This window comes from Sphingosinicella flava (assembly GCF_016025255.1).
Taxonomy (GTDB): domain Bacteria; phylum Pseudomonadota; class Alphaproteobacteria; order Sphingomonadales; family Sphingomonadaceae; genus Allosphingosinicella; species Allosphingosinicella flava.
Map to the genome: position 1 here is coordinate 304185 of NZ_CP065592.1, position 15644 is coordinate 319828.

General features: G+C 63.4%; 21 protein-coding genes. 7 read left to right on the forward strand and 14 right to left on the reverse strand.

The features are described 5' to 3' along the window. Positions 1-37 precede the first annotated feature (37 nt). Together IC614_RS01550 and IC614_RS01555 are read left to right on the forward strand one after the other, a co-directional pair. Positions 38-919, forward strand: coding sequence for a carboxypeptidase-like regulatory domain-containing protein (locus tag IC614_RS01550; protein WP_200971999.1), 882 nt, complete (start codon positions 38-40; stop codon positions 917-919). A gap of 294 nt (positions 920-1213) precedes the next feature. Further along, entirely contained in the window at positions 1214-1366 is a 153-nt protein-coding gene (locus tag IC614_RS01555) for a hypothetical protein (protein WP_200972000.1), read from the forward strand. A gap of 236 nt (positions 1367-1602) precedes the next feature. Here IC614_RS01555 and IC614_RS01560 read toward each other — a convergent pair whose 3' ends face one another. The 14 genes from IC614_RS01560 to IC614_RS01625 all read right to left on the reverse strand — a co-directional run bounded on the left by IC614_RS01560 (position 1603) and on the right by IC614_RS01625 (position 13063). Beyond that, positions 1603-2652: a GGDEF domain-containing protein gene (locus tag IC614_RS01560; protein WP_200972001.1), complete on the reverse strand. Its 1050-nt coding sequence runs from the start codon at positions 2650-2652 to the stop codon at positions 1603-1605. Positions 2653-2674: 22 nt separating this feature from the next. Then, positions 2675-3598: a flagellar motor protein MotB gene (locus IC614_RS01565; protein ID WP_200972002.1), complete on the reverse strand. Its 924-nt coding sequence runs from the start codon at positions 3596-3598 to the stop codon at positions 2675-2677. Next, positions 3599-4462, reverse strand: coding sequence for a flagellar motor stator protein MotA (gene motA, locus IC614_RS01570; protein ID WP_200972003.1), 864 nt, complete (start codon positions 4460-4462; stop codon positions 3599-3601). A 103-nt stretch (positions 4463-4565) separates the two neighbouring features. Next, the gene (locus IC614_RS01575; RefSeq protein WP_200972004.1) at positions 4566-5423 is read right to left on the reverse strand and encodes a flagellin N-terminal helical domain-containing protein; all 858 of its coding nucleotides are present in this window, start codon (positions 5421-5423) and stop codon (positions 4566-4568) included. An 11-nt stretch (positions 5424-5434) separates the two neighbouring features. Next, on the reverse strand, positions 5435-6781 hold the full coding sequence (gene flgK / locus IC614_RS01580; RefSeq protein ID WP_200972005.1) for a flagellar hook-associated protein FlgK: 1347 nt from the start codon (positions 6779-6781) through the stop codon (positions 5435-5437). Continuing rightward, entirely contained in the window at positions 6778-7059 is a 282-nt protein-coding gene (locus tag IC614_RS01585) for a rod-binding protein (protein WP_200972006.1), read from the reverse strand. Before IC614_RS01585 ends, flgK begins: the two co-directional genes overlap by 4 nt. After that, positions 7056-8141, reverse strand: a complete 1086-nt coding sequence (locus IC614_RS01590) for a flagellar basal body P-ring protein FlgI (RefSeq protein WP_200972007.1) — start codon at positions 8139-8141, stop codon at positions 7056-7058. The genes IC614_RS01585 and IC614_RS01590 overlap by 4 nt, the downstream gene beginning before the upstream one ends. 11 nt (positions 8142-8152) lie before the next feature. Beyond that, positions 8153-8806 carry a flagellar basal body L-ring protein FlgH gene (locus IC614_RS01595; RefSeq protein ID WP_200972008.1) on the reverse strand — a complete coding sequence of 218 codons (654 nt, stop codon included), beginning with the start codon at positions 8804-8806 and terminating at the stop codon, positions 8153-8155. Between the two features lie 2 nt (positions 8807-8808). Next, a complete protein-coding gene (gene flgG, locus IC614_RS01600; RefSeq protein ID WP_200972009.1) occupies positions 8809-9597 on the reverse strand; it encodes a flagellar basal-body rod protein FlgG in 789 nt (262 codons plus the stop codon). Positions 9598-9614: 17 nt separating this feature from the next. Then, on the reverse strand, positions 9615-10355 hold the full coding sequence (gene flgF, locus IC614_RS01605; RefSeq protein ID WP_200972010.1) for a flagellar basal-body rod protein FlgF: 741 nt from the start codon (positions 10353-10355) through the stop codon (positions 9615-9617). 14 nt (positions 10356-10369) lie between these two features. Continuing rightward, positions 10370-11620, reverse strand: coding sequence for a flagellar hook protein FlgE (locus IC614_RS01610; protein WP_200972011.1), 1251 nt, complete (start codon positions 11618-11620; stop codon positions 10370-10372). A gap of 25 nt (positions 11621-11645) precedes the next feature. Beyond that, entirely contained in the window at positions 11646-12305 is a 660-nt protein-coding gene (locus tag IC614_RS01615) for a flagellar hook assembly protein FlgD (protein WP_200972012.1), read from the reverse strand. After that, complete coding sequence (gene flgC / locus IC614_RS01620) at positions 12302-12706, reverse strand: flagellar basal body rod protein FlgC (RefSeq protein WP_200972013.1); 405 nt, start codon at positions 12704-12706, stop codon at positions 12302-12304. The genes IC614_RS01615 and flgC overlap by 4 nt, the downstream gene beginning before the upstream one ends. Before the next feature lie 3 nt (positions 12707-12709). Continuing rightward, positions 12710-13063 (reverse strand): flagellar basal body rod protein FlgB, encoded by a 354-nt coding sequence (locus tag IC614_RS01625; RefSeq protein WP_200972014.1) that lies wholly within the window; start codon positions 13061-13063, stop codon positions 12710-12712. 206 nt (positions 13064-13269) lie between these two features. Here IC614_RS01625 and IC614_RS01630 point away from each other — a divergent pair, with 206 nt between their 5' ends. From IC614_RS01630 to IC614_RS01650, 5 genes are read left to right on the forward strand one after another with little or no spacing between them, the layout of a single operon-like run. Further along, entirely contained in the window at positions 13270-13947 is a 678-nt protein-coding gene (locus IC614_RS01630) for a motility protein A (RefSeq protein WP_200973050.1), read from the forward strand. After that, positions 13944-14420, forward strand: coding sequence for an OmpA family protein (locus tag IC614_RS01635; protein WP_207791133.1), 477 nt, complete (start codon positions 13944-13946; stop codon positions 14418-14420). Before IC614_RS01630 ends, IC614_RS01635 begins: the two co-directional genes overlap by 4 nt. Before the next feature lie 59 nt (positions 14421-14479). Further along, on the forward strand, positions 14480-14980 hold the full coding sequence (locus tag IC614_RS01640; protein ID WP_200972016.1) for a flagella basal body P-ring formation protein FlgA: 501 nt from the start codon (positions 14480-14482) through the stop codon (positions 14978-14980). 57 nt (positions 14981-15037) lie between these two features. Next, positions 15038-15316 (forward strand): flagellar biosynthesis anti-sigma factor FlgM, encoded by a 279-nt coding sequence (gene flgM, locus IC614_RS01645; RefSeq protein ID WP_200972017.1) that lies wholly within the window; start codon positions 15038-15040, stop codon positions 15314-15316. Continuing rightward, a complete protein-coding gene (locus tag IC614_RS01650) occupies positions 15313-15621 on the forward strand; it encodes a hypothetical protein (protein ID WP_207791134.1) in 309 nt (102 codons plus the stop codon). Before flgM ends, IC614_RS01650 begins: the two co-directional genes overlap by 4 nt. The last annotated feature ends 23 nt before the right edge of the window (positions 15622-15644 follow it).

Genomic DNA, 15644 nt, shown 5'->3' on the forward strand with positions numbered 1-15644 from the left:
GCCTTACGCAGTGCAGCGTTTGATCAAAGGTGAAGTCATGCTGAAGTCCAAGAAAATTGCGGTTCTGATCTTGATGGCGTCATCCGGCGCGGCCCAAGCCTATCAAAGCTATACGATCACCGGTACGGTGACGGCCCCGCGCGGGGTTGCGGTTAAGGGAACCCAGGTCATCGCCTGTTCCGTCCCCTATCAGGAATGCAAGATCGAAGTTTCGACTGAGGTGGATGCAAACGGCCAATTCACCCTCAGGCTGCCCGGAAAAGGCCCCTATCAAGTTCTCGCTTCGCTGGACGAGGACGGCGACAGCAATGGCGAGTATCTCGCCGTGGCCCGGGACGCCGCCGCGATCAATGCGCCGACTTCTGGTCTTGCCATAGCGATGTGGAAAGTCGGCCAGCAGCAGCGTGCCGCCGCCGCCACGAACACCGATGTGCCCGCCTTGCAGGGCACCTGGACGCACTCGGCGACATCGAACGAGCTGGTTCTCGGTTCGACCATCAAGCAGATCGCGTCGTCCGCAGTCCCGGTCGGCTACGGCACGGACCTTGGCGGCACCTTCGGCGCAGGGTCGCAAACGAACAGCGTCATCGTCACGGAATCGAAGCCTGTCACAGTGTCGCGCAAGATGACCCTGAACGTCGCCGCCGACGGCACCTATCGCTGGAACATCACCAAGACGATGCCGGACGGCGGCTGCACCAAGACGATCAAGCAGGAAAAGATCGGGCGGCTGTTGACCGACAATGGCAAGATCACCTTCGCCACCGCCAATGGCACGGAAAGCTGGAGCAATACGTGTGGAAAGGGCGGTTCCGGCAAGATCGGCAAAAGCCATGAGACCTACGATTATTCGCGGTCCGGAAACACGCTTTTGGTCAACGGATCGGGCGGGGTGAGATGGAGGTTCCAAAAACCGTAACAGCTGGGATTTGGATCGGGTTGACGTTGCTAAAGGCGAAACGCCTGGCATCATTCACCCCATTGCTGCATTTCCGCTACGCTTGCACGTTCGACCAATCCCTCTCCCCGCCGTCATTCCGGCGAAAGCCGGAATCTCGTAAATGTGCAATTGCTGGCTTGAGACCCCGGCTTTCGCCGGGGTGACGAAGACAATTCGTTTCCTCCCGCTTGCAGGGGAGCCGCCACATCGAACACCGCCCTTGATGGCGGGTACGGCCTCACGCTATCGAGATGCGGAAGTAGGAGTATGAATATGCCGGACGAGAAGAAGTCAGCCCAGGAAGCGCCCGTCAAAGGCGAGAAGAAATGGGTGAAGACCGGCGTCGCCGTCGGTATCGGCTCGGCCGCGATCGTCGCCGCATTGCTCTATGCCAACCGTGCCAAAGACGGCAGGAAGAAGAGCTGACCGCTCGTCGACCCAACTTCCCTTGCTCGTCGATCCGGCCGCGACAAGTCTTTGATTTTAAGGCTTGCTGTTTTGGCGCCAGAGCGCGGGGCTGTTGGCACGACAGATCGGCCATCGATCAGGCCGGCGAGTTTCGGACGAACGCTGGGGGGCGGGGACCGTCCGGAAACCGGGGGAGGCATTTCCGCAGTGCCTCCCCCGCTTCTTATCCGCATGATCGCTAGAGCGCATCTGGCTTAGGCGTCGTTGGCGATCGCACCCGATCCTTCGCCTTGCACCTCGATCCGATCGCGCCCTGATTGCTTGGCCCGGTAGAGGAGGGCGTCCGCGCGCTGGATGAGGCTGTCGCCGCTTTCGCCGCTGGCGGCCTCGACCATTCCGGCTGAGAAGGTGAGGACGCCGATCGCGACATCGGTGTTGCGGACCTTGAAATGCCTTGCCGCGAGTTCGGCCTGCGCGGTCTCCACCATCGCGACGGCGTTGCGCATCTGAACGCCTGAAAACAGAATGGCGAATTCCTCGCCGCCATAGCGGGCGACGAGATGCTTGCCGCAGGCGTCGGTCAGGATCCGCCCGACCGCTTTCAGCACGCGGTCGCCTACCGCATGGCCGTGCGTATCGTTGATCGTCTTGAACCTGTCGACGTCGCACAAGGCAAGGCACATCGGCACCTTGCTTTCGGACAGCAGGGCGTGCCGTTCCTGAAAAGCGCGGCGATTGGCGAGTCCGGTCAAGGCGTCGCTATGCGCCTCTTCGGTCGCGCTCGCCAGTTTCCGCCGGAGCGTTTCCGCTTCGCCGACCGCTTGCTCCAATCGTTCCTCCGCCAGCCGCGCCCGATCGATCATTGCCGTGGTCAGGCGCAACAGCCCTTCGATCGATTCCGCGCCCGTCATACGCGACAGCCGATCGGCGGTGTGGTTGAGTTCCCGGCCGTAAGCGGCATTGCCCTCGCGCGTCGCCTGGACGACGCGCGCGAACCGCTCGATCTGGCTCCGCGCTTCCTCGACCAGCGCCGTTTCTTCGGCATAGGCCCTATCGTGATCGTCCGGCTGGGGACGTTGGAGCCCGAATTTCACGAACAGGCGATCGGCATCGTCCTGCGACAGGCGCACACCGTCGCGGGTGACGTCCTCGATCTCGCGAGCCAGAGGTTCGTCGGCGCTGACGATGGCACGATAGGCGAGCAGATAATTGCCGGGACTGGGATCCAGCCGATGTTTGGTCAGAAACGCCCCGACCGCGTCGAAAACGCGCCGGTCCGTCACACTTTTCGCAGGTGTCGCCATAATCTTACCCGGGCTGACCTCCTCAGCGTTGATTTCCTGCCGCGCCGGCGGCTGCGGATTTTGGCGGAAGTGAAGGGGCCGGATCGCCTTTGGTCCAGGCGAGGGTGATGGACAGGCGCCTGTTGCGCGGATCGTAGCGGTCGCCAGGCACATAAGGCTCGCGGTCGGCGACGCCTTCGATCCGGGCGAAGCGCACGATTCCGACGCCACTGTCATGAAGCGCGGCACGGGTGGCTTCCGCGCGGGCGCTCGATAGCAGCCAATTGTTCATGCCGCGCCCATTGGCATAGGGAAGGGCATCGGTATGGCCGCGGACGATGATGTCGTTCGGCAGGCCTTCGATCACCAGCGCCACTTCGCCAAGCAGGTTGCGCGCCTGGGGCAGCAGTCTGTCGGTGCCGACCGCGAACATTGAGAAGTCGGCCTCGTCGACCAGATCGATGCGCAGCCCTTCGCGCGTGTCGGTAAAACGGACATGCGCCTTCAGCTTCTTTAACGCCGCCGACGCTTCCATGCGCTGGACCAGCGTTTTTTTCAGGCGCTCGAATCGTTCCTTGTCCTTATCGCGCCCGCTGCCCTGGCTCGGCCCGCCTTCAGCGGATGTCGGAATGGTGATCGCCTGGTTGCCGGTCTGCGCGGCGCGATTGGGATAATTGTCTGCGGAAACAATGGAATCGCCGCCCATGACGCCATTCGAACCGGCGCTATTCTGCTTCAGCTCGACGAGCGTGGGCGTGAAATAGTCGGCCAAGCCCTTGCGCTTCTGCGCGTCGGTTTGCCCCAGGATCCACATCAGCAGGAAGAAGGCCATCATAGCCGTCACGAAGTCGGCATAGGCGACCTTCCATGCCCCGCCATGATGGCTGCCATGACCTTCCTCGACGATCTTCTTGACGATGATCGGCCGGACCGGCGGTTCGTTTTTCTTCTTGGCGGCGCTGGCCATTTACCGGCCCCTCATCCCGTCGAAGACGTCGGCGAAGGCGGGCTGGTTGGAATGATCGATGCTGGAGCGCGCCGCCTCGATCACCAGCGGCAGCGGATGGCCATGGAGCGAAGCGACGATGATCTGCTTCACGACATGATAGATGGCGGCGTCCGCCTCGATCACTTGCCGCGCGCGGTTCGCGAACGGGCCGACGATGCCGTAGGCGAGCAGCACGCCGAGAAAAGTGCCGACGAGCGCCGAGCCGATCATGCCGCCGAGGATCGCGGGCGGTTGGTCGATGGAGCCCATCGTCTTCACGACGCCCAGGACCGCGGCGACGATGCCGAGCGCCGGGAGGGCGTCCGCCATATTCTGCAGCGTGTCGGCGGGGCGGATGACATGGTGGTGATGGGTCTTGATCGAGCTGTCCATCACATCTTCGACGGCGTGCGGATCGAGCGTGCCGGAAGACACGACGACGAGGCGCAGGGTGTCGCAGATCAGGTGGATCAGCGTCTCGTCCTTCAGCAGCTTGGGGTAATCCTGGAAGATCGCGCTGTTCTGGGGATCCTCGATATGCGGCTCGACCGCGACGGGGCCGTCGGTGCGCAGCATCTTCATCAGCTTGGAGACGAGGAAGATGACGCCCAGGAAATCATCCTTGCCGTATTTGGGCCCCTTGAAGACCTTCATGAAGCCGCCGCCCAGCGCCTTCAATTCCTTCATGCTGTTGCCGGTGATGGTAGCGCCGACGGCAGCGCCGCCGATAATCAGCATTTCATGCGGCATGGCGTGCATCACGGCACCGAGATCGCCGCCCGTGATCGTGAAGCCGCCGAATACCATGGCGAGAACCACAATCACTCCGATCGCTGCGAACATTACCCGTCCCCGCCTGCCCAACACACGGAAGCTCGCTGCCTCCACAGATCATAACGGCATAGGGATGGGAAAATTTAGGTCACTATCGAACGAATATGAAGGCTTAGCGCAGTAGATCGAACAGGCTCTTCTGCGTCACTTGCGCGAACACCGCCTGAGCGGCGTCGAGGGTGACGTCCAAGGCCTTGAAATCGGCGATCGCCTTCAATGGATCGGTGCTCTCGAGACTGCTTCTCTGCTCTTCGAGGTCCAGACCATTGGTTTCTATCGCTTTCTCAAACCGCTCGATCCGTTCGCCGCGCAGATTCTGGTCGCCTTGGACTCGGACGACATGGTCGATTGCGGCATTGAGGGTGGTAAGCGCTTGGGCAAGCGCGGTTTCGCGCATAACCGGATCGGGCAATTCTGCAGCATTGGCTGCGGCAAGAGCGATCTGACCCAGCGTCATAGGATCGCTGTTTGGAACGTCGATCGGCCCAAATACGGTCTCTATGCTGGCGGCTGGAGCAATTCGCTGATTTGGACCGACCGGGATTTCGATCGGCGTTTGCCTGAAAAGCGGCTCGCCGCGATCGTCGCGGGTTTGGGACAAAGCGGTGATCTGCGCGGCGATGTCACGCAATGCCGCAGCCGATACCGCCCGCGCCTGATCGGACGATGAGCCAGTACGGGCCGACATGACGTGACCCATGGCATTGTCGACGGCCGTTTTCAGGGATGCGAGCGCTGTATAGCCGTTGGCTGCCAGATTGGCAGCAGTGTTGAGATTGCGGATCCAGACCGTGTGATCGGCCTGGGTGCGCCCAATCTCCGCAATCCGTGCGGAAGCGATGGGATCGTCGGACGGCGCCTGGATGCGCAGACCGGTGGAAATCTGCGCCTGGATATGGGCGATGCGCTTGGCGAGATTGCCCTGCCGGTTGATTTCGGCATCAAGGCGGTAGCGTGTGGCGTTGATCATCGGATGCGCCTTCAGAACAGATTGAGGATGGAATCGACGGTTTCGCGCGCGACCTGAATGATGCGCGCCGCGCCATTATAGGCCTGCTGGAAGCGGAGCAGCTCCGCCGCTTCGCGGTCGAGGTCGACGCCCGTCACCTCGTCCAATGCCGCATAGGCATTGTCCCGGCGGTTGGATGCCGTCGTATCTTCCGCCTTGGCTGCCGACAGGTGATGGGCTTGCTCGGCCACGAGCGCGTTCCAGCGTGCTTCAATGCCCTGCACGCCGCGCAGTGCGTCGAGATTGAGGAGATTGCCGTTTTCAATCCCCGGAAGGGCGGCGGCGATCTCCGCGGGATCGGTGACGAGCAGTTGAAGCGACTGCAGCCCCGCCGGCATCGACAGAAGCTGCCCGCCAGGAACGCCGTTCAGATCTTCGCCGTTCGCCGACCAGGTATTGAGTGCTGCAGCGAAGTCGGTGACCATGTCGGCCAGCACGCTGCGCCGGTCTGCGGTGCGAGCGGCGACATCGACGAGACCGGCGAGCGCACCTCCGGTGGCCGGGAGCGGAACGGTCGTCCCATTCGCTTCCAATTCCAGGGAAAGGCGCCCATCCAGGGCACGAGTCATTTTTACGACTCCGCGCTCCCCCCCTTCAATGAGGGTGATGCCTGTCGCGCGGGCAAGAGTCAGGATGGCAGACCCGTTTTCCTGCAGGCTGACGCTGACATCGATGCGCTTGGCGATGCCGTCGATCAGGCGGTCACGTTCGTCTTCAAGCGCCGCGCGGCCGTTGGTGCCAGGCTTGGACTGCCGTAGCGCGCTGTTGACGTTGGCCAGCGCTTCAAGCTCGCCGTTCAATCCATCGATCTCAAGGCCCGCAGCGGTGCCGATACTGTCGGAAATGCGGTCGATGCCATCGCCGGTCTGGCGCACGGCGCCCGCAAATTCGTCGAGCTTCGCCAGCATCGCGACGCGGCTCGGCATGTCGTCCGGTGTCGCGGCAAGAATTTCCGCGGCGTTGAAAAAGCCGGTAATGACCTTGCCGATCCCGCTTGGTCCGTCGTCAAGCGCGGTTTCGAGCGATGTCAGCCATTGCTTGCGGGTGGCCGAATGGCCCGCCGCGGACGAGGCAAGGCGCGCGTCGGCGGCACGGAAAGCGTCCCATGCCCGCTGTACCGAAGCCACCTCCACACCGGAAAACAGACTCTCCTCGCGAAAGATCGGACTGCGCGCGCTGAAGACGTTCAGCTGCTGCATATTGACGGAGCGGCGCGCATAACCGGGTGTATGCGCGTTGGCGACATTGTCGCCGATCGCGGTGAGCGCGGTCCGATAGGCGGAGAGGCCGGTCTGGCCGATATTGAAGAGATCGTTCATTTCGTCCCTCCGCTCGCGCCGAATTGCTTGAGCAGCATCTCGGCGATGCCGAAGCCTCCAGTTTCAGCCATGTTGTCGGCGAGCTTCGCGTCCGAAAGCTCGCGGAACTGGTCGGTGGCGCGGTTGCCGAGAATATCCTCACCAAGGTTCGCCTGGCGCATCGACCCGATCATCTGGCGCAGGAACACGGCCTCGAACGCCTTGGCGGCGGCCTTGATATCGGCCGCCTTGGCCAACGCTTGCGGCTGAACCGCGGTCGTGATCCCACCCGTCTTCATAGCACCACCAGTTCCGCTTTCAGGGCACCCGCCTGCTTCAGCGCTTCCAGAATCGCCACCAGATCGGACGGGGCCGCGCCAATGGCGTTCACCGCCTTCACGATATCCGATAACGACGCGCCGCCGGAAATTTCAAACATCGGGGCCTGTTGCTCGATCACCTCAATGTCGCTCGACTGTTCGAGCGCGGTTTGCCCGCGCGAGAAAGGCGCGGGCTGGATGACGCGCGGCTCTTCCTGCACGGCGACGGTGAGCTTGCCGTGACTGACGGCGGCCGGGCCGATGCGAACCGCGCCATTCACGACCACCGTGCCGGTGCGGGCATTGACGATGACGCGGGCCGGGGCATCGGCGGGGCTGACGGTGAGATTTTCGATCCGGCTCATCAGGGCGGTCCGCACTTCCGCGCCCACTGGCGCATCGATCGCGATCGTGACGGCATCCGTCGCCCGGGCAATGGCGCCGAGGTTCCGGTTGATTACCTCCGCCACCCGCTGGGCGGTCGTGAGATCGGCTTCGGAAAGGTTGAAGGCCAGGGTGGGGCTGGTGGCAAAACCGGCGTCGACCGCGCGTTCGACCGTGGCGCCGCCCGGAATGCGGCCCGCCGAAGGCACGTTGACCGACACTTTCGATCCGTCCGCCGCCTCGACACCGAGGCCGCCGACAGCAAGGCTGCCTTGGGCCATGGCATAAATTTCATTGTCGGCGCCGCGCAATGGCGCGAGGATCAATGTGCCCCCGCGCAACGACTTTGCCTTACCCAATGCGGAAACGGTGACGTCCATGCGCTGGCCGGGCTTGGCGAAAGCCGGAAGTTCGGCGGTGACCATGACGGCCGCCGCATTCTTGAGGGCGGGGTTGACGCCCGCGGGCAAGGTGAGGCCGAAGCGCGACGTGACGCCTTTCATGCCCTGCGTTGCATAATCCAGGCTGTCGTCACCTGTCCCGGCGAGGCCCACGACGATGCCGTAGCCGACCAGCTGGTTGGCGCGCAGGCCCTGGAAGGTGCCGAGATCCTTCACCCGCTCCGCCTGCGCAGGCGCGGCGAAAATCAGGAGGGCGGCGAAGAGGCGCTTCAGCATCGATAACTTCCTTAAAATGGGCTGACGCGTGAGAAGAAACGCTGGAGCCAGCCCTGCTGACTCGCCCGCGCCAGCTGTCCTTTGCCCGAATAAGTGATGCGGGCATCGGCGACGCGGGTCGACGCGATCCGGTTGTCCGGACCGATGTCGGATGGGCGGATGAGGCCGGAAATGCGAATATATTCGTCGCCCCGGTTGAGCGTGACCAGCTTTTCGCCGCGCACCAGCATGTTGCCGTTGGAATAGACGGCGGCGACGGTGACGCTGATTTCGCCGGTCAGACGATTGGATTGCGTGGCTTCGCCTTTGCCGCCGAACGTCTGGTCCCCGCCCATGGCAACGTCGCTCGGGCTGAAGACGGAAAGGGGGCCCGTGGATGGCGGCGTCAGGCCGATATCCCCGCTCCGGTCGAGCGAGGTGGCATTGGATTTCGCGGCCTGCGTGCGTTCGACCAGCACGATCGTGACGATGTCGCCCACCATGGCCGCGCGATAGCCGCTGGTGAGCGGAGCATAACCGTTCGCCGCCTGGAAGATCGCGCCATTGGCGGGCGCTTGCACGACGGGCGGCGGAGGAAGTGCCGCTTCGTAATTCGGCTTCGGCTCCTTCGAACCGAACAGGCTGCCGAAAATGCCGGCGGCGATGAGGAGGGCGTGAGCCGTCATGATCAAAGCTGCTGGTTCGCGGTGCGCAGCATTTCATCGGTCGCCGAGATCATTTTCGAATTGACCTCGTAAGCGCGCTGCGTTTCGATCATGTCGACCAATTCCTGGACGACGTTGACGTTTGAGCCCTCAAGCGCCCCTTGGCGGATCGAGCCCCGCCCGTCGAGGCCGGCCGCGCCGATTTGCGGCGCCCCGCTCGCGGCGGTTTCGACGAGGATATTGTTGCCTTTTGCCTGAAGGCCAGCGGGGTTGACGAAACGGGCGAGCTCGATCCGGCCAAGCTCGGTCGGGGCATTCTGGCCCGCGAGCTGGGCCGACACGGTGCCGTCCGCGCCGATCGTCACATTTTCGGCGCCTTCGGGCACCTGAATCTGCGGCTGGAGCGGCATGCCATCCGGCGTCACGATCGTGCCGTCGGCCGACAGGCTGAAATCGCCCGCGCGGGTATATCCTATCGAGCCGTCGGGCATCGTCAGCTGAAAATAACCGTCACCCTCGATCGCAAGATCATAGGGATTGTCGGTCGTGTTGACGGAGCCGGACGTGTTCATCCGCGCCGTGCCGGTCATCTGCACGCCGCCGCCCAGGGACAGGCCGGTGGCATAGCGGTTCTCGGCCGAGGAAGCGGAGCCCGGCGTCACCAGCGTCTGGTAGGCCAAAGTCTCGAACTGGGCACGTTCGCGCTTGAAGCCGGTCGTGTTCACGTTGGCGAGGTTGTTCGCGATCACGCGCATCTTGGCCGACTGCGCGTCGAGGCCGGTGCGGGCGACATGGAGAGCTGCGTTGGTCATGGCTTCATTCCTTCAGATCAGTCGAGGCGCATCAGGTCGGCGGACGCGGTATCGATTTCGCGCGCGGCGCTGATGAGCTTCATTTGGGTTTCCCAGGCGCGGCTCGCCTCGATCATTTCGACGAGCGCGCTGGTGGTTTCCACGTTCGAACCTTCGAGGCTTCCCGATGTCACGCGGGCTTGCGGGTCGGCGGGCAGGGCGCCGCCGCCTTCGACCCGGAACAGACCGTCGAGGCCCTTCACGATCGCCGATCCGGCCGGCGATGCAAGCTTCAAGCGGTCGATAAGCTGGGGCTGGTTCGGGTCGCCGCCTAGGGGAACGACCCAGATCGAACCGTCCCTGTCGATCTTCACGTTATCGGCGGGCGGCAATGCGATCGGGCCCTGATCCCCCTGAACGGGATTGCCGTCGCCAGTCGTCAGCAGACCGCTGTCGGACAGCTGCAGGTCGCCGCGGCGCGTATAGCCTTCGTCGCCATTGGGCGCTTGAACCGCCAGCAGGGCATCGCCGTCTATGGCGATATCGAGGGACCGGCCGGTTTCCGTCACCGCGCCTTCGCGCATGTCGGCGCCGAGCACCTGTTCGGACGCCAGAGCGCGCGGCTGAATTTCGCCGCCCGTGACCCAAAGCGCCTGGGCGGCGGCAATTTCGCCGCGAAAGCCTGCGGTGTTGACGTTGGCGAGATTGTTCGCCGTCGCCGCCTGCCGCGCCATCGCGCCGCGCATCGCCGAAAGGGAGGTGTAGATCAGCCGGTCCATTGGTCAGCCCCTCGTCAGGTCCGCATGTTCATGATGGATTGGGTCATGTTGCTGGCCGTCTCGATCGCCTTGGCGTTGGCCTGGAAGTTGCGCTGCGCGGAGATGAGCGCGACCAATTCCTCGGTAATGTCGACATTGGCGCGTTCGAGGCCGCCCGATTGGATGGCTCCGAAACCTTGGCTGCCCGCTTCGCCAAGCACCGCATCGCCACTCTCTCCCGTGACTGACCAGTGGGCGTCGCCGCGCTGTTTTAGCCCCACTGGATTGCCGAAATTCGCGATGGCGACCTTCCCAAGCCCGCGTGTGTCCCCGTTGGAATATGTGGCCGTAACCATGCCGTCATCGCCGATGGAAATATCGTCCAGCCGTCCTACCGCCACGCCATTTTGGGTCAGGCTTGCAAGATCGAATGCGGATGCGGCCTGCCGGGTTGTCGCCGCTGGATAGGATATGCCGATGTTCAATGGCGTCGACGAGCCGCCGGGCGTCACCGGCGCATAATTGACGCGTGTCAGCGGCGCGGTCAGCGCACCGGTTCCGGCGTCGAAGGTCAGGGTCAAGGGGGTGGGAGGTGTTGGAATCAGGGGGTTGGAACTGACCTCAGTGTTCCCAACGAACAAGCGGGTTTCCCAAGTTGTGGCCGACGTGCGGCGATAGTAAATGGTCGAGGGGATGGAGCGTCCCTCGCTGTCGTTCACCGTCGTCTGAACGCTGTGATTATAGCTGTTCGGATCCAGCCTGTCGAAGGGCGCAACCGGAATGCTCGCACTGCTCGGAAGCGTCAGTGAGATATTCATCTCGCTTGTGGCACGGGGAGTGCCCGATAATTCCGGAACCTGGAGATATGACACCGCCTCCAGCTCCATTGAGGTCACGTTGCCGTCATTGTCGACGGGCATTACCTGCACATACCCGCCCGCAGCATCCATCAAATAATTGTCTTCACTAAGGGAAAGATGCCCGTTGCGCGTGAACAAGGTGGGGCCGCCGGTCAGGCTGCTTCTAGTGACAAGGAAGCCATTGCCGGTGATCGCAATATCCAATTCCCGGGCCGTTGCTTCAAAGCCGCCTTGCATGAACTGTTGCTCGATTGCCTTGAGACGCGTGCCATAGCCTGGCGTGGTCCGTGAGCCGGATGCGATATCGCCGAACAGGGTCATGCTTTTCTTGAAGCCGTAACTGTTCACGTTGGCGACGTTGTTGGACACGGTCGCGAGGTCGGCCTGGGCGCCTTTGAGGCCGGAAAGGGAAGTGTAAAAGGACATGGGTCAGATCTCCGTGTCTTGAAAGTCAGGCGAGGCGGATCGCATCGTCGGGTGAAAGGGTGCCGAGGCCGGTCAACAGGCCTGCGGTGCCGCCGCTGGCGGGCGATTGGATGCTGTGGACGCGGGTCCAGCTGGCATTGGCGGTTTGGATGGGCTTGCCGTCCGCATCATTGGCGGTGACGACGACCTTCAAGGGGCCGGGAACGGCCTGGCCCGCTTCATTCTTGCCGTCCCATTGATAGGCGAAGGAGCCCTTGTCCTTCGCCCCCATCTGCTGGCTGTGGACGACCGCGCCGGTATCGTCGACGAAGTTCACCGTCACATCATCGGACGCTTCGGCGAGATGAACCTCGCCCGAATAGCTGCCATCGCCGAGCGGGGCGGCGTGATCGGACAGAACCAGCATCGACCGGCCGATCCAGCCCGCGGCGTCGGAAAGGCGGCCGCCCGTCAGCGTCTGCGCGAGATTTTGCAGCGCCTGGCTCATCGACGCGATGCCGGACACCTGCGAGAATTGCGCGAGCTGCGCGACCATCTGCGTATTGTCCATCGGATCGAAGGGATCCTGCGTGGTCAGCTGCGTGGTCATCAGGCGCAAAAAGGCATTCTGGTCGAGCGTCGCGCTGGCCCCGCCGGTTGCACCTGGCGCCGCAGCGGGTGCGGCGGTTCCCGTAATCGTCGTCATTGGCCGAGCCTCAAGGTATCGAGGGTAAGGGTCTTTGCGGTCTGCAAAACCTGCACATTGTTCTGATATTGGCGGGCGGCTTCGATCATTTCGACCAGCTCGGCGGCGCTGTCGACGCCGGCTTCCCACACATCGCCATTCTCGTCCGCCAAAGGATGGCCGGGGTCGTGGCGCTTGGTAGGCTCGGTGCCCGCCTGCACGACATCCTGCACGGAAACCGTCGCCATGCCGGGCGCGTCGCCGACACTTTGAAAAACCGGCTTCAACGCGCGGAAGGCGCCTTCCTTGGTGCCGGAAACCGATCCGGCATTGGCAAGATTGGACGCGGTCGTGTTCAACCGCACGAGTTGCGCCGACATGGCGCGCCCGGCGATATCGAAGACATTCATGGGACCGGCCATGACTTATTCTCCCCGCAACGCGCGCTTGACGGTGGAGATGCGGCCTTCGAGGAAGGCGAGCGTCGTCCGGTACTGGACCGCATTTTCCGCGAAGAGGGTCTGCTCCGTCGACAATTCGACGGTGTTCCCGTCGAGCGACTGCGTGACAGGCACGCGATAGGAAATGGCGCCATCCGCTGCGCCGTCGAGGCCCTGGCCTTGCGCGGCAAGGCCCATCGCCTTGTCGAAATCGATGTCCCGCGCCTTGTAGCCCGGCGTTGCCGCATTCGCGATATTGGATGCCAGCATCGACAACCGCTGCGAACGGAGCGCCAAGGCCGTGCCGTGTATTCCGAAAAGCGGGTTTGAGCCTGCCATTTCAAAAACCTTCTAAAGTCATTGTCCCGCCCGCCGTTATCGGAATGGAAGGACTGCCGGTCCGCTTGATGCAACAGCCGTGCCAAATTGCGAGGCCGGGTGAAATCAGGCGCCGCTGGAGCCAGGGCTGCATGGAAGCGGCAATTTCTTGCCGGGGTGCGGCAATTTTTTGCCGGGGTGCATGCCAAAAGCGGAGAGGGGGAAGGATGTTCGAGATTGTGGCACGCCTGATAGACCCAATATCCCTCCTTCTGGTGGGAGGCGGCACCATTGCGGTAACGGCGCTTCGATCGACGGCTGAAGGATTCAAATCGGCATTCCGGGCGCTGAAGCCTCTGGTGAAGGCCCGCCCGGCCGCCGACGCGATTATGGCAGAGCGCGCGGTGCGCCAGATCCAGCGGATCAGCGACATCAAAGGCATCGCGCTTGCCGACCGCGTGGACACCTCCAGCCTTTTCGTGCGCCGCGCCGCGGTGAAGCTGGCGGATTGCCATCGGGCGGACGAATTCGCAGCTTGGGCCCGTGCGGACATCGAAGAGCGTGGGCTGCGCCATGATGCGGCCATCAATGTCTGGAAATCGGCGGCGGACGCGGCGCCTTCCATGGGAATGATCGGCACGGTTCTCGGCCTCATCGGGATGTTCGCGGCGATGGACGATCCCGCGACGCTCGGCCCCGCCATGGCGATCGCCCTCCTGACCACGCTTTACGGTCTGATATTGTCGAGCGTTGTTGCCGTGCCGGTTGCCGGCAGATTGGAGCAATTGTCGCTCGCCGAACGGCGCTGGCAGGAAGCGGTGTTCGCCCGCCTTGAAGCTTTGGCGCGCGCGGAAGAAACCCCTCCGCTCGCAGCCTGGCCCAAGCGCTCCGGCGCAAGGGGATGAGTCAGGTCAGCATTCCCAGATGGGCGATGAGTCTCGCCGATCTCTGCCTTCTTCTCCTGGGTTTCTTCGTCATCCTCTATACCGGCAAGGCCGATATCCATGAGGTCGCGCGGGCGACGCGCGGAGCGTTCGGATCGGAGGAGACGGATGATGTTCTGGTCGTCGAGGCGCCCGCGGATCTCTTCTTCGAAGAGGGGGAGGCTCGTCTGACGCGGGACGGACGATCGCGCTTCGCGGCCATCGGCCGGCGCGCGGCCATTCTGGGGCGCAGAGTACAGATCGAAAGCGTCGGCAAATCCGCCGATGCGGTCCGCTTCGACGGCTGGGAGCTGTCCGCCGCGCGCGCCGCCGCCGTGGCACGGGTAGTGAAGGAGGGCGGGGTTCCGGCCGAACATATTGAAATCTCCATGCCGCCCGAAAGGCGCTCGCCGCCGCCGCCGCCGGGTCAGCAGATCACCGTCATCGCGCGTTAGAGAGCAGCTGGCATATATATTGCTTTACGAGTCCCGAACTTTTTCGAGAGGGGGCGCAGATGACGCTTTTCCGACGCACGATCCTGCTTGCCGCATGTCTGGCCGCTCCCGCCTGGGGGCAAGGTTTCGAGGATTTGGACGCGCTCGATGCGCGCGTGATCGCCGCTTTGGGGGCGGGCATTGGCGAGGCGGGCGGCCCGGCCCGCCCTCTCGACCGCAGGCTGAAACTCGCCGCCTGTCCGGCGCCGGTCACCGTCGACGCCCCCGCGCTCGGCGCGGCGACCCTGCGCTGCGAGCCGCTCGGCTGGCGTATCCGCGTTCCGGTAATCGTGAGCGCTGCTGCGTCGATGGGCACCGTCAAGGCCGATCCCATCGTTCGCAAGGGCGATCAGGTCGAGATCACTGTTCGGGGCGCCGCCTTCACGGTCAGCACGCTGGGCGTCGCCGAGCAAGACGGCGCCCCCGGCGATCGCATCCGCATTCGTTCGGAGCGCAAGGCAGGTCCGATCATCGGCGAAGTCACGGCCGACGGACGGGTCGCCCTCGCCGGATTTAAATAAATTTCAGCTTTCGCCGTTATAGAGGCCAGGAAGGCAGCATAGCCTCGAAAGGATAAGATGATGATCGACGGTGTGGGGAATAAAGGCGTCGGCCAGATCGGCCTTCAGCGGGGGCAGGTAAGCCGCAGCCAGTCCGCTTCGAATGACAGGTCGGGCCAGGGCATTGTTGCGGCACCGGGCAATCTGCTCGCGGATTTGGCTGCCGGACCGCCAGTCAATGCGGAAAAGATCGCGGCGTTGAAGGCTGCCATCGCCGAAGGGCGCTATCCGGTCGATCCGGACAAGATTGCCGAGCGGATGATCGCGCTCGACCTTCCGCTGCAGGCGGCGCAGTGAGCGCTTGCCCCCTCGTGAAGTTGGAGGAGTGCCAGGAGGCGCTTGTCCACGCTCTCGACGGCGATGACATCGACGCTCTGGAACAAAGCATCGAAGCCTTGCGCCATACGGTCGAAGCGGCGCGTGGCGTGGGCGGCTGGCATGACGAGCCAGATTTGCGCGATCGGGCCGTTCGCATTCAGTCGCTGGCCCAAGCCGCGATGATGCGCGTCAATTTTCTGACGGATCTGACCCGCCAGCGCCTGGAAACGCTCTCGGCGTTGCGCGGCCGGCCGGCCGTTCATCATTATAGCGGGAAACGATAGGGCGTAATCGCGCTATGCCCCGT

Bases quoted from the DNA above. Each gene is read 5' to 3' on its own strand.
- IC614_RS01585 (WP_200972006.1), bottom strand. From the start codon at position 7,059: ATGAAGACGGGTGGGATCACGACCGCGGTTCAGCCGCAAGCGTTGGCC.
- IC614_RS01550 (WP_200971999.1), top strand. From the start codon at position 38: ATGCTGAAGTCCAAGAAAATTGCGGTTCTGATCTTGATGGCGTCATCC.
- flgK (WP_200972005.1), bottom strand. From the start codon at position 6,781: ATGAACGATCTCTTCAATATCGGCCAGACCGGCCTCTCCGCCTATCGG.
- IC614_RS01610 (WP_200972011.1), bottom strand. From the start codon at position 11,620: ATGTCCTTTTACACTTCCCTTTCCGGCCTCAAAGGCGCCCAGGCCGAC.
- motA (WP_200972003.1), bottom strand. From the start codon at position 4,462: ATGTTCGCAGCGATCGGAGTGATTGTGGTTCTCGCCATGGTATTCGGC.
- IC614_RS01630 (WP_200973050.1), top strand. From the start codon at position 13,270: ATGTTCGAGATTGTGGCACGCCTGATAGACCCAATATCCCTCCTTCTG.
- IC614_RS01565 (WP_200972002.1), bottom strand. From the start codon at position 3,598: ATGGCCAGCGCCGCCAAGAAGAAAAACGAACCGCCGGTCCGGCCGATC.
- IC614_RS01560 (WP_200972001.1), bottom strand. From the start codon at position 2,652: ATGGCGACACCTGCGAAAAGTGTGACGGACCGGCGCGTTTTCGACGCG.
- IC614_RS01590 (WP_200972007.1), bottom strand. From the start codon at position 8,141: ATGCTGAAGCGCCTCTTCGCCGCCCTCCTGATTTTCGCCGCGCCTGCG.
- IC614_RS01640 (WP_200972016.1), top strand. From the start codon at position 14,480: ATGACGCTTTTCCGACGCACGATCCTGCTTGCCGCATGTCTGGCCGCT.
- IC614_RS01595 (WP_200972008.1), bottom strand. From the start codon at position 8,806: ATGACGGCTCACGCCCTCCTCATCGCCGCCGGCATTTTCGGCAGCCTG.
- IC614_RS01625 (WP_200972014.1), bottom strand. From the start codon at position 13,063: ATGGCAGGCTCAAACCCGCTTTTCGGAATACACGGCACGGCCTTGGCG.
- IC614_RS01635 (WP_207791133.1), top strand. From the start codon at position 13,944: ATGAGTCAGGTCAGCATTCCCAGATGGGCGATGAGTCTCGCCGATCTC.
- IC614_RS01615 (WP_200972012.1), bottom strand. From the start codon at position 12,305: ATGACGACGATTACGGGAACCGCCGCACCCGCTGCGGCGCCAGGTGCA.
- flgG (WP_200972009.1), bottom strand. From the start codon at position 9,597: ATGACCAACGCAGCTCTCCATGTCGCCCGCACCGGCCTCGACGCGCAG.
- IC614_RS01555 (WP_200972000.1), top strand. From the start codon at position 1,214: ATGCCGGACGAGAAGAAGTCAGCCCAGGAAGCGCCCGTCAAAGGCGAG.
- flgC (WP_200972013.1), bottom strand. From the start codon at position 12,706: ATGGCCGGTCCCATGAATGTCTTCGATATCGCCGGGCGCGCCATGTCG.
- flgM (WP_200972017.1), top strand. From the start codon at position 15,038: ATGATGATCGACGGTGTGGGGAATAAAGGCGTCGGCCAGATCGGCCTT.
- IC614_RS01575 (WP_200972004.1), bottom strand. From the start codon at position 5,423: ATGATCAACGCCACACGCTACCGCCTTGATGCCGAAATCAACCGGCAG.
- flgF (WP_200972010.1), bottom strand. From the start codon at position 10,355: ATGGACCGGCTGATCTACACCTCCCTTTCGGCGATGCGCGGCGCGATG.